This is a genomic window from Mesorhizobium sp. M1A.T.Ca.IN.004.03.1.1 (assembly GCF_003997555.1).
In the GTDB taxonomy this organism is placed as follows: domain Bacteria; phylum Pseudomonadota; class Alphaproteobacteria; order Rhizobiales; family Rhizobiaceae; genus Mesorhizobium.
On record NZ_RZTV01000003.1, the window covers coordinates 272,742 to 284,911 of the forward strand.

Annotated in this window: 11 protein-coding genes; 9 read left to right on the forward strand and 2 right to left on the reverse strand. The window is 64.7% G+C overall.

Annotation, left to right across the window (positions count from 1 at the left end; all coding sequences use genetic code 11):
- Nucleotides 1–107 precede the first annotated feature (107 nt).
- The 7 genes from EOD29_RS11565 (at nt 108) to EOD29_RS11610 (ending at nt 8,528) form a co-directional block, all read left to right on the forward strand.
- Nucleotides 108–1,463: a WD40 repeat domain-containing protein gene (locus EOD29_RS11565; RefSeq protein WP_245475318.1), complete on the forward strand. Its 1,356-nt coding sequence runs from the start codon at nt 108–110 to the stop codon at nt 1,461–1,463.
- A 58-nt stretch (nt 1,464–1,521) separates the two neighbouring features.
- Nucleotides 1,522–2,286, forward strand: coding sequence for a hypothetical protein (locus EOD29_RS11575; protein WP_245475319.1), 765 nt, complete (start codon nt 1,522–1,524; stop codon nt 2,284–2,286).
- Nucleotides 2,287–2,534: 248 nt separating this feature from the next.
- A complete protein-coding gene (locus EOD29_RS11585; RefSeq protein ID WP_127246773.1) occupies nt 2,535–4,547 on the forward strand; it encodes an amidase in 2,013 nt (670 codons plus the stop codon).
- Nucleotides 4,548–5,277: 730 nt separating this feature from the next.
- The gene (locus tag EOD29_RS11590) at nt 5,278–5,829 is read left to right on the forward strand and encodes an isochorismatase family protein (protein ID WP_127246774.1); all 552 of its coding nucleotides are present in this window, start codon (nt 5,278–5,280) and stop codon (nt 5,827–5,829) included.
- 86 nt (nt 5,830–5,915) lie between these two features.
- The gene (locus EOD29_RS11595; protein ID WP_127246775.1) at nt 5,916–6,371 is read left to right on the forward strand and encodes a GFA family protein; all 456 of its coding nucleotides are present in this window, start codon (nt 5,916–5,918) and stop codon (nt 6,369–6,371) included.
- A 355-nt stretch (nt 6,372–6,726) separates the two neighbouring features.
- Entirely contained in the window at nt 6,727–7,974 is a 1,248-nt protein-coding gene (locus EOD29_RS11600; RefSeq protein WP_127246776.1) for an amidohydrolase family protein, read from the forward strand.
- Nucleotides 7,975–8,372: 398 nt separating this feature from the next.
- Nucleotides 8,373–8,528: a DUF1127 domain-containing protein gene (locus tag EOD29_RS11610; RefSeq protein WP_095801385.1), complete on the forward strand. Its 156-nt coding sequence runs from the start codon at nt 8,373–8,375 to the stop codon at nt 8,526–8,528.
- A gap of 235 nt (nt 8,529–8,763) precedes the next feature.
- Here the strand turns inward: EOD29_RS11610 and EOD29_RS11615 are convergent, their stop codons facing one another.
- The gene (locus EOD29_RS11615; protein ID WP_095801384.1) at nt 8,764–9,078 is read right to left on the reverse strand and encodes a GYD domain-containing protein; all 315 of its coding nucleotides are present in this window, start codon (nt 9,076–9,078) and stop codon (nt 8,764–8,766) included.
- 391 nt (nt 9,079–9,469) lie between these two features.
- On the opposite strand from EOD29_RS11615, the gene EOD29_RS11620 reads away from it, so the two are divergent.
- Nucleotides 9,470–10,636, forward strand: a complete 1,167-nt coding sequence (locus EOD29_RS11620; protein ID WP_189413651.1) for a PLP-dependent aminotransferase family protein — start codon at nt 9,470–9,472, stop codon at nt 10,634–10,636.
- A 241-nt stretch (nt 10,637–10,877) separates the two neighbouring features.
- Here the strand turns inward: EOD29_RS11620 and EOD29_RS11625 are convergent, their stop codons facing one another.
- Nucleotides 10,878–11,231, reverse strand: a complete 354-nt coding sequence (locus tag EOD29_RS11625; protein WP_095824669.1) for a hypothetical protein — start codon at nt 11,229–11,231, stop codon at nt 10,878–10,880.
- A 461-nt stretch (nt 11,232–11,692) separates the two neighbouring features.
- Here EOD29_RS11625 and EOD29_RS11630 point away from each other — a divergent pair, with 461 nt between their 5' ends.
- Entirely contained in the window at nt 11,693–12,139 is a 447-nt protein-coding gene (locus EOD29_RS11630) for a YbhB/YbcL family Raf kinase inhibitor-like protein (protein WP_164763741.1), read from the forward strand.
- Nucleotides 12,140–12,170 lie beyond the last annotated feature (31 nt).

Consider the following 12,170-nt stretch of genomic DNA (forward strand, 5'->3'; position numbering starts at 1 on the left):
GCGCTGGCGATGCTCGTCGTCGGCTTCGCTTGCTTCGCCAAGCTTTATCTGGCGCTGGGGGCAAGCCCCCGGCCACGACGAGCGCCGGGATCTTCGGCGCGGCGGGCATGCTTTCGATTCTCGCCGGGCTTTCGTTCCTTGCCGGCCTGCTGCCGGGCGCGCCAAGGCATGAGCCTTCGGCGCCGCTGTTCGGCCGCGACGCTGCGACCGTGCCGGCCGGGCGTCCGCGGCTGCGCCGCATCGCGCTTGCCGTGCCGCTCAGCGCCCTTGTCGTCATCCTCGCCGACCAGTTCGGCCGGTGGCGGGAAACAGGGGGCGATGCGGCCGCGCCGGCCAGGGAAGTCGCCTTCGCTCCGGCAGAGCCTGGGACCGAGCCGGCCTCTGCGCCTGTCGCGCCGGCGCCCACGGCCGCATCGTCCGAGCCGGCGGCCGCTCCGCCGCAGCCCGCCGCACCGGCGCAGCCTGCAACCACGCCGGCCCGGCAGACCGCGCTGGCGCCGGCCACGCCGCCGCAGACGCTGGCGCCGCCTCGGCCACCGCCCCCAGCCCAGCCGACCGCGCCGGAAGGCCACCGCGATGCCGTCGTCTGGCTGGCGGTGTCGGCCGACGGCCACCAGATCATGAGCGCCAGCACCGATCGCATGATCAAGCTCTGGGATATCGACGGCAAGCGGCTGATCCGCGACCTCGGCGTCCACAAGGACATGGCGCGCAGCGCGCTCTTCATGCCCGACGGCAGAAGCGCGCTCACCGCCGGCGACGACGGCGAGATCGTGCTGCGCCAGCTTTCCGATGGCACAGTGCTGCATGTCTTCTCGTCCGGTGCGAACGGCGGCGTCCGGCAACTGAAGATCAGCCCCGACGGCAAGCTCGCCGTCAGCGGCCACGACACCGGTTCCGTCGTCGTCTGGGATTTGCAGAAAGGCACGGTGCTGCATGTCCTGCCGGGCCACGATTGGTCGGTGAGTTCCGTCGCCATCTCGCCAGATGGCGCCAGGGCGCTCACCGGCAGCATCGACGGCGAACTGAAGCTCTGGGACATCCTTGCGGGCAAGCAGCTGCGCAGCTGGCACGGCCACGAGCGCGGCGCCTATGGCGCGCTCTTCCTGGCCGACGGCCACCATGCGGTGACCGGCAGCAGCGACTACACGATAAAACTCTGGGATCTCGACACCTTCAAGGAGGTCCGCCGCTTCGACGGCCACTCCGGCACCGTCTATGCGCTCGCCTTATCGGCCGACGGCAAACGGCTCGGCTCCGCCTCGCTCGACGGCACGGCGCGGATCTGGAATATGGATACGGGCGCCGAGATCGCCGAGTTCGACCCCGGCACCGGGCCGATCTACTCGGTCGCCTTCGCCGCCGACGGCACGCTTCTCACCGGCGGCATCGACGGCACCATCCGCAACTGGCCGGCGGCAGGAGGGGAGGGCACGGTGCGGTTCGCCGGCGCGCCGCAGTAGCAAAGTAGGAGATTGGCGACAGCTTGCGCGACATCCAATCTCCCCCCTTGCGGGGGAGATGCCCAACAGGGCAGAGAGGCAAGCGAAGGAATGTGGCCTGTCTGAAGAAAGCCTGTACAAGTATTGTCCAAGCAGCCATCGTCACCATGTGAGCAACACTGCCGAATCCATCTATTTTGTCCTGCAGGAGATCGATCCTGCGACCGGTTCGGCGGTCGCCGAAGCCCGAATTCGCGTCTCAGACCTGGAAGAGCTGCGCGCGGTTCTGGCGTGCGACAGTCCACAGCTATCCGGTTCATGGCATTTGGACCCGGACGACCTCGAGCGACTTGGCGCGATATGCATTCCACCTCGCGAGCTTGATCGAAGGCTCAACCGCATCGAGTCCTGGCATCCAATCCGTGAGGTCCCGTATCTCGTTCATACGAATTTCGAGCTGCCGCTGATGCTGGAAGGTCGCAAGCCGCTGGCAGTCTTCCATGACGCTTATCCGGCGGAATGGCTGTCGGAAACGTTGGCTCGCTTCGACCCGTTTGTGCGCTCGGGCCGGTTGGTGCGTCATGTCATCGATACTCCCTTTACCGAAGCCGAGCACGCCCGTTTCCCCGACTTCCAAGGGTGGCGGCGCGCCTTCTTCTCACTCCCCGGGGAGGAGTGGCGGATAGACGCGTTTCTGCTGTTATTGAAAGTGTTCGCCAAAACCGGCTGGAACGAAGCTCTCGAGCGGATGGAGGGCTCGCTTCTCGGCTATGAAGATTGGCAGAACGACTGGTGGATCGAACGCAAGTCAAAACACCGAACTAGCACCTGTTCGATCGTCTGAATTGTCGGCAGGACAGCGCCGCCTCTGGCTTGCCGGCCATGTCCCCGACCTTTGGGGAGATCAGCAGATCGGCTACGGCGCCCTCCCTGCAACGTCGGCGGTTTGGCAAAAGCTTGCGCGACATCCAATCTCCCTCCTTGCGGGGGAGATGCCCGGCAGGGCAGAGGGGGGTGTGACGGATCGCGGCTTACGAATTTCGAGCCAACCTTCGCCGGACGCGTGATTGCTGACAAGAGGTTCGCCAAGCCATGAATATAGTCGAAGCCTCGATCGCCGACCTGCGCCGCGCGCTGGAAGACGGCACAGTCACAAGCGTCGAGCTCACCGGCGCGTACCTGCGGCGCATCGCCCACTACGACCGCCACGGCATAGCGCTGAACGCCGTGCCCATCCTCAATCCAAAGGTGTTCGAGGAGGCGGCAGCTTCCGACCGCCGACGCCGCGCGGGCAAAACGCTTGGACCTCTGGACGGCATCCCCTACTCCGCCAAGGACAGCTACAAGGTGAAAGGCCTGACGGTCGCGGCCGGCTCGCCGGCCTTCGAGCATCTGATCGCCAGCGAGGACGCCTTCACGATTGCCCGGCTGCGCGCCGCGGGCGCGGTGCTCATCGGCCTCACCAACATGCCGCCGATGGCCAATGGCGGCATGCAGCGCGGCGTCTATGGTCGCGCCGAGAGCCCCTACAACAAGGATTATCTCACCGCCGCCTTCGCCTCCGGCTCGTCGAACGGCTCGGGGACGGCGACGACCGCGTCCTTCGCCGCCTTCGGGCTCGGCGAAGAAACCTGGTCATCCGGCCGCGCGCCCGCCTCCAACAACGCGCTGGTCGCCTACACGCCGTCGCGCGGCGTGATCTCGGTACGCGGCAACTGGCCGCTGGTGCCGACCATGGATGTGGTGGTGCCGCATACGCGGAGCGTGCCGGACATGCTGGAGCTGCTCGATGTCATCGTCGCCGACGATCATGACACGCGCGGCGATTTCTGGCGTGTGCAGCCCTGGGTTTCGATCCCGAAGGCATCAGCGCTGAGGCCGACGAGCTATACCGGACTTCCCCTGCAAGGCGCGCTTGAGGGCAAGCGGCTCGGCGTGCCGAAAATGTATATCGGCAAGGATCTCGGCGCCGGCCGGCCGATCGAGACGCGCGCCTCGGTGCTGGAGCTCTGGCGGCAGGCCGCGCATGACCTGCAGGCACTCGGGGCCGAGGTGGTCGAGGTCGATTTCCCCGTCGTATCGAACTATGAGCGCGACCGTCCGGGCGCGCGCTCCATGGTTGATCGCGGCCTGGTGCCGGAGGAATTTGCAAACCGCGAGATCTGGGACCTGTCAATCTGGTCGTGGGACGATTTCCTGCGCGCCAATGCTGATCCCGCGATTCCCGATCTCGCCTCGGTTGATGGCCCGAAAATCTTTCCACAGCCGCCGGGCACGCTGCCCGACCGCTATGGCGACGACGGCTTCGACCTGGCGGACTATGTCGAGCGGGCGAAGGACGGGGTGAGCCCGCTCGAGGCCATTCCCACCATGGAGGACGGGCTGAAGGGGCTGGAAGAGACGCGCCGCATCGACTTCGAGAACTGGCTCGACGCCAACCGCCTCGACGCCGTGGTGCTGCCGGCCGTCGCCGATGTCGGCCCGGCCGATGCGGATGTCAACGAGGCCTCCGCCGATCTTGCCTGGCGCAACGGCACCTGGGTCGCCAACGGCAATCTGGTCTGGCGCCATCTCGGCATCCCGACGGTGACGGTGCCAATGGGCACCATGGCCGACATCGGCATGCCGGTGGGCTTGACCTTCGCCGGCAAGGCCTATGACGACGTGGCGCTGCTGACGATGGCCGGCGGCTACGAGCGCGCCACCCAGCGCCGCACCGTCCCGCCACGCACGCCGCCGCTGGCCGATGATGTGTTTGAACGGAGCGAGGGCACATTGGGTCGCCCCAGCGAAGCGCTGCTTATGCTGGCCCTCACCGCCGAGACAATCCATGCCGGCGACACGGACGAGATCGCGATCGCGCTGGAGATCGACGCGGGCGAGGCCGGGCCGGATGCAGCCGTGAAAGTCCACGTCAACGGCGAACCGGTCGCCATGCAGGGAAGCGGCAACCGCCACACCGGCCGGGCCGTCGTGCCGGCTGCGACGCATCAGGGCTTCCACAGCGTCTGGCGCCGCGCTTACGGCTCGGTCGTCACGGCGATCGTGAGGCTGCCGGATCGGCGAGTTGGCGGGGCTTATGTTGTGACCGGCGGGATTGGGTAGGGCGCTTATCTTCTCCCCTTGTGGGAGAAAGAGGATCGGCGGGTAGCGCCGAGACGGATGAGGGTGCTGGAAGAAGATTGAGCGCTCCGGCAGCGGTGCCGTGCCTGTAGGAGGCGGGCGTCCTTAATCTCAAACTAACCAGCGGAACAATAGAATACATCCATGAATTGGTGGATCGGACTTTGCTGGTCGGCTGGGACCCTTTGCTTTGCGGCGCTCGACTATCGGGCCCGGAAATCGGCCGGCAGGCGACATTCAGACTGGCTCTGGCGCCTGGCCATGTACTTTGCGGTGGGCGGCGGCCTTTTCGCGGCCATGGGATAAGCGCCCATCGCCCTTTACCGCTTGGGTGAGTCCATCGTCGGTTTATACAATCATCCACCTGCACCGAAGATGCTGCTGGCTTTCGCAACTACTGCGGTCTGCGTAGTTCTCGCCCTGGAAATTCTTAAGGTAGCCGTTGGAACACTGCGCGAAGCCGGCAGTTCGCTGCCGGGTCGCCGCTCATTGGATGTTGCCTGGCGGATCGCTATTGCTCTCGTGTTGTTCGCCATAGCGGTGGGCCTCCTTGCTGGCAGCGTCTATGTTCTGAGGAACCGCTAGCAGAATGCTCTAGCTCGTACCCTGAATCCAAGCTGTGGCGAGCGGCGCCGAACTGTCGATCTGCCACAAGGGCGGGATCACGCTCCGCGTCCTTGACCCACCCCCCACCTCCGCTATCTTCGCGCCCATGCCAGACACCGCTCCCTCGGCCGCCGCTCCGCTGATCGTCATCGACCTCCAGACCGGCATGTTCGACGGCCGTTTCGATCCGCCGATCCATGATGCCGACGTCATTGCCGAGCGCGCGCGAAAACTGATCGATTGGGCGCGGAAAACGGGCCGTAAGGTGGCCTTCGTGCGCCATGACGGGCCGGCGGGCGATCCGCTGGCACCGGGCGCTTCCGGCTGGCCGGTATGGCCGCAGCTCGGCCAGGCGGCCGGCGAACCGACCTTCGGCAAGAGCGTCGGCAATGCCTTCTCCAACGCCGATCTCGGGCAGTGGGTCGCGGGGCAGGGCGTTCGCGACGTGGTGCTCATCGGCGCCCAGAGCGATTTCTGCGTTGCCGCCACGGTGAAAGGCGCTCTTGCCCAGGGCCTCGGCGTCACCGTCGTTTCGGATGCGCATTCGACGCTCGATTCCGAGGAGGAGAAAGCGCCCGACATCATCGTCCGGCACAACAAAGCCTTCGCCGAGCAGGGCGCGCGGCTGACGACGACCGCGGCGCTGATTGGGGGCTGAGGGCTTGGCTCCTCCTTCTTCCTTGTGAGAAGAACGTGTTGCCGAAGGCGACGGATGAGAAGGGAAAACCAACCCAAGGAGCGCTCATGCCAATCCCCTCCCTGCCTGCCGAAGGTGGCTGCCGCTGCGGCCGCGTGCACCTCAGGATCTCCGCCAAGCCGCTGCTCACCATGGCCTGCCATTGCACCGGCTGCCAGAAGATGTCGTCGAGCGCTTATTCGCTGAGCGCCGCCATTCCCGCGGATGGCTTCGAAATCACCAAGGGCGAGCCGGTGATCGGCGGCCTGCGCGGCGCTTCGAAGCACTATTTCTGCGGCTACTGCATGAGCTGGATGTTCACCCGGCCGGAGGGGCTCGACTGGTTCGTCAACCTGCGCCCGACAATGCTGGACGACCCCGCCTGGTTCACGCCTTTCGTCGAGACCTGGACCAGCGAGAAGCTGCCCTGGGCCGAGACGCCCGCCCTGCACAGCTACGCGGCCTTGCCGGCCTTCGAGGAATATGACGGGCTGGTCGCGGAATACGCCAAGTCCCTGGCCTGATGGCCAAAAACAAAACGGCGACCCGGGTCAGATCGCCGTTCAGTACAAGGTCGACGCGGCCGTTGGGGGCGACATTGTTGGGGATGTGCTTGGGCGTCCGCGTCGACCAAGGCGGCCTCGTACCGCAGCCTGGACTATGGCATGTTTTTCTCGTGCCGAAACTTCCGCGATAGCGGAATAGGCAGGCTACAGGGACTTCCCCACCGCCGCTTGGAATTAAGGTTAACGGCGGCGCAGCCGATTGGGCGCGCGATCTGCCAATCGCGGGTGACAGAGAACTTCCGCGAAACACTTTCTATCCCGATCCGCATTGACCTCTGGCGGCCGAGGGACGACGACTGATGCATCATTGCTGATGGATTGCATCTTGCCCCGCTTTCTCAACGCAAAACTCGCCGACGGCTCCCTGGCCGACCTCACCGTCGCCGGCGGCCGCTTCAGCGCCATCACGCCCGCCGCCAATGCCGCCGGCGCGCCGCCAGGCGCCGTCGACCTCGCCGGCCAGCTCGTGCTGCCGGCCTTCATCGAGGGCCACATCCATCTCGACACCTCCTTCTATGGCGATGTCTGGCGCCCGCACATTCCCTGCACCAACGGCTTCGACGTGCGCGAGCGGGTCGCCTTCCAGATGCGGAACCTCGAGCAGGCCGCGCCGATGGACGAGCGCGCGAAAAACCAGCTCGAGCTTTGCGTTGGCAATGGCAGCCTTGCGATGCGCAGCCATGTCATGGTCGACGCCGCGGTCGGGCTGAAACATGTCGAGACGATCCTTGCCGTGCGCGAAAAATATCGCGAGCTGATCGACATCCAGCTCGTCGCCTTCCCGCAAAGCGGCATCCAGTCGTCGCCCGGCACCGCCGAGCTTCTGGACGAGGCTTTGAAGCTCGGCTGCGATCTGATCGGCGGGCTGGACCCGGCAAGCTTCGACCGCGATGTGAAGAGCCATCTCGACGTCGTCTTCGGCCTTGCCGAAAAACACGGCGCCGGAATCGATATCCACCTGCATGACGGCGGCACCCTCGGCCTGTTCGAGATCGAGGACATCGCCGCGCGGAGCACGGCACTGGGCATGCAAGGCAAAGTCGCTGTCAGCCACGCCTATGCGCTGGGCGACATTTCCGCCGACGCGCTGGCCAAAGCCGGCGAGCTGCTCGCCGCCTCCGGCGTCGCCATCATGACCAACGCGCCCGGCAACCATCCTTTCCCGCCGGTGGCGGCATTGCGCAAGGCGGGCGTCACGGTCTTTGCCGGCTCCGACAACATCCGCGATTCCTGGTGGCCCTACGGCGATGGCGACATGCTGAACCGCGCCAACATGATCGGCTACCGCTCCGGCTTCTACGAGGATTGCGAGTTGGAAGCCGCCTACGACGTGGTGAGCCATGCCGGCGCCAGGGCGCTAGGGCTCGAAGGCTATGGCATCGCCGTCGGCGCCAAGGCCGATTTCGTCGCGCTCAGGGCCGAGCATGTGCCGGAAGCGGTCGTGGCGGTGCCGAAGGAGCGGACCGTGTATCGCGCGGGCAGGGAAGTGGTCAGGGACGGGAAGGTGGTCGATCGGGCCGGCCTCACCGGGCTGCGATCCACCGGCCTGCGATCTGCTTGACAGTCCGATAGCCGTACCGCATTTTTCCGGCGAGGCAGGGGAGATTTCGCCATGAAGAAAGAATATTCGAAGCCGACGTTCGTCCGCAGAGGCCGGCTCTCGGCGCAGACCGCGCAGCAATTTCCTTCCGGCGCTACGGACTAACACCTGACGCCTATCTTGACGGACAAGGCAATCAGTAATTGTGCGCCCGTTATTGCCGGCAGCGCCGCCTGTTGGCGCTCGCCTCTAGTGCCGCGACGTCGAAACCCAATTTAATTCGCACACAAATGTTTCAGGCCGCTTCGGCTTCGTGAAGCATTTCACCGTCTGCGCGCAATCGCCTGGTTACAGACGCACCTCAAAAGCGGCGCCCGGAGGGCGGCCGCCAACTCTGCCGCTGCTTTGTGGAGGTTGCGATGTTTAAGAGCCTTAACCGAATCCGCGCCGCGTTCGCGCAGGCGAGCAGGCGCCGCAGGACGACGCGCGAGCTGAACGAACTGCCGCCGGAGATCCGTAAGGACATCGGATGGCCCGATTCCGCCCGGGACGACGAGATTCGATTGCCTTTCTAGAGCAATTTCAGGAAAAGTGTGAAGCGGTTTTCCGTCCAAAATTGCGTCAAAACAAAGAGATAGGACATTTCGCCGTTTCCGTGAAACGGTGAAACGTCCTAATGCCTGTCGCCCAAGAGTGCGGAGCGGTTTTTTGGGATAAGGGCATGCGTCGAAGCAAAGCCTCGGCCTGCGGTGACGTGATGCTGGCAGCACGGGACGACGAACGCGCCGTCCGTGCTGCCTGGCCGGACGGTCAGCCGGCGGGCTTGTAGGCGCCGGCAGCCTTGTTGGCGACCGCGAGCACCGCTTTCATGTCGAGTTCTTCGAGGACGACCAGCTCGCTCAACGAGCCGCTCGCGCGCACGGCAAGGGCCATGCCCATCCCGGCGACCTGATCCGGCACCTCGCCATTGACGACGACGTCGTAAATGCCGCGCGTGAACATAAGGCTGCTCATCCTGCCACCGACGCTTTCAAAGACCGCCTGGACTGCAGCTTCGCGGTTCGATCCCTGCATCAGCCCTTTGGCCGCATGGGGTTCGTACTTTGCCAGTATGGTGACCTTCATTGCTATCTCCTCCAAATATCATTGCCTCAGGCTGCTCATTGGGTTGAGCAGCCGAGGTTTGTTTCACTGACATTTGACCTGGTCACGGACCGCCTGGGCATGTTGGCCAACAAGCGGTTCAGCCGGAGCACGGCTTCGGCTTGCGACAATATGCGCCCATTCTAATATTGCGACAATCCCGCGATGAGCGGACCGCCGTCGTGCCTGATATCTCCATCAGGATATGTGGGCCAAATGTCGTCAGAGCGATGCGCCATGGCCGTTTTGTGTATTCACGCGACGGACGTGGCCTGATAATAGGTCAACCAACCTGACCTAAATTACTGAAATGAAGCACTGCGGGAGGTGCGCTTTGACCCTGTTGAATCTTCTGGCCTCGCGCTCCTCGCGCATGAAGGCCTCGGAAATCCGCGAGCTCCTGAAGCTGCTCGATCAGCCCGACATCATCTCGTTCGCCGGCGGTATTCCCGATGCCTCGCTGTTTCCGGCCGAGGCCATCGGCGACGCCTATCAGGCCGTGCTCGGCGGCGCGGAAGCGGGGGCCGCGCTGCAATACCAGGTCAGCGAAGGTTTCCTGCCGCTGCGCAAATGGCTGGCCGGCTATATGGGCGGACTCGGCATCCGATGCGACGAGGGCAACATCTTCATCACCTCCGGCTCGCAGCAGGCGCTCGATTATCTCGGCAAGCTGTTTCTGTCGCCCGGCGACACCGCGCTGGTCACCTGGCCGACCTATCTCGGCGCGCTGCAAGCCTTCAACGCCTACGAGCCGCGTTACGACCGGCTGAACACCGCCGGCGGCAACATGACGCCGGAGGCCTATCGCGCGGCAGCCGCGGGCAACGGCGGCAAGGTGAAATTCGCCTATCTGGTGCCGGATTTCGCCAACCCGACCGGCAACACGCTGGATAGCAAGCAGCGCGAGGCGGTGCTCGACCTCGCCGGCGAGCTCGACATCGCCGTCATCGAGGACGCCGCCTACCGGGCGCTGCGGTATGACGGCGCGGCGGTGCCGCCGATTCTGGCGCTGGATTGCGCCCGCTCGGGCGGCATCGATAATGCCCGCACGCTCTTTTGCGGCTCCTTCTCCAAGATCCTGTCCCCAGGCATGCGCGTCGGCTGGGTCTGCGCGCCGCGCCATGTGGTGGAAAAGCTGGTGCTGATGAAACAGGCCTCCGATCTGCACAGCCCGTCGATCAACCAGATGGTCATGCATCGCGTTGCCGAGACCATCTTCGACGCCCAGGTGGAGAAGCTGATCGGTGCCTATCGCCGTCGCCGCGACGCGCTGCTCGGCGCGCTCGAGGAAAACATGCCGGACGGCATTTCCTGGAGTCGGCCGGAAGGCGGCATGTTCGTCTGGCTGACGCTGCCCGAAGGCACTGACGCCACCGCGTTGCTGGCGCGTTCGGTAAAAGAGGCGCGCGTCGCCTTCGTGCCGGGCAACGCCTTTTACGCCGACGGCACTGGCCGCAACACGCTGCGCATGTCCTTCACGCTGGCCGACGACCGCGCGGTGGGCGAGGGCGTGCCGCGATTGGCGAAGCTGCTGAGGTAGCCAATTCCCTCAAAGAGAGATCGACAGCCGGCTATCACCTCCTTCTCGCGCAGGCGTGATTGGTAGTGCGCAGCCGTGATTATAGCCCCGCCGATTCTTCGGCTAGGGTCGCGGCCGATCCAACACCCCCTGGATCGGCAGGCAGCGAAGTCCCACCTTCAAGGCCTCAACGAAAGGGCCCCGACGGCTTCCACCGGCGGGGCTTTTTTGTGTCGGCGATCCGGCGCGAATCGAAACCGCCCTACTTGTTGCAGTTCTGCATGTTCGAGGTCGTATTGCCGCTGGCCGTGTTGTTGTCGGTATCGTTGGCGCCCGTATCCTTGCAGCGATCCTGCATGCCGGCCGGCTGGTTCGTCGAATTCGTGGAATTCATGGAATTCGTGGAATTCGTGGTGGTCGTATCCGTGCCAGGGGTTGTCGGCGTGGTGACCGTGGCACCGCCCGTCGCACTGCCCGAGGCGCCGCCAGTCGTGCCCGAGACGCCGCCCGAAACGCTGCCGCTGGCGTCGCCGCTCGCGCCGGCTGTCTGAGCCATGGCGCCCGAGGTCGCGAGCGCCAGGGTAAGAACGGAAGCTGCGAGAATCTTCTTCATCATCAGGAAATCTCCATTGGTTTGCATCGTTGACTAAGTTTCCAACGGAGCTTTCCAGGGGATGTTCCGGCTGAAAAAATTCGTGAAGAACCGCATAGCTCTGTTTTTCTGAGCCAACAGCCAGATCGCGTGGCGGCACTTTCAGGAAGGGCCGGCAAGGACAAATCGTGTCGCCCGGGTTGGCGAGAGGGGGGATAGTATACACGCATCGCCGCGCGTGACACTGGTCATCCGCAGTGCTCCGGATCCTCTCCTTGTAAGGGAGATCGGCAGCTCCGGCGCCTGCCGACCCGTCACGCAAAGTTGCTCGGCTCCGGCGCGCCTTTCGGATAGACTTTGGGCAATCCAAGTAGAAGGAGTGAAGCCATGACTTCGCGCCTCAGCCTGATTGGACTTGCCTTCGCTGCCTTCGCCACTCAGGCATCCGCCTTCGAGATCTCCAGCCCGTCGGTTTCCAACGACAAGTGGGACGCAAAATATCTCGGCGACAAGCCGGATGCGGCGGCAAGAGCGTCTCGATCGCGCTTGCCTGGAAGGACCCGCCGGCGGGCACCAGGAGCTACGCGCTCACCATGTTCGATCCCGACGCCAACGACGGCAAGGGGTTCTGGCATTGGCTTGCCTGGAACATCCCGGCAAGCGCCAAGGGCCTCGCCGAAGGCGCCAGCTCCAAAGGCGGCAAGCGCCTGCCGAAGGGCACGGTGTCCGGCATGGGCGGCGTCGGTCGCACCGGCTATTTCGGCCCATGTCCGCCGCCCGGCAGCGGCACGCACCACTATGTCTTCACGCTCTATGCGCTGAGTGAGGCGAAGCTGCGCACGCCGGAAAATCCGTCGCCCGAAATGGTGTCGGTCGCGGCGAAGAGCCAGGCGCTGGCGGAGGCCAGTGTGACGTATACCTACGGGAGGTAGCTGATCTCCCCCTTTAAGGGCCCTCGAGGGG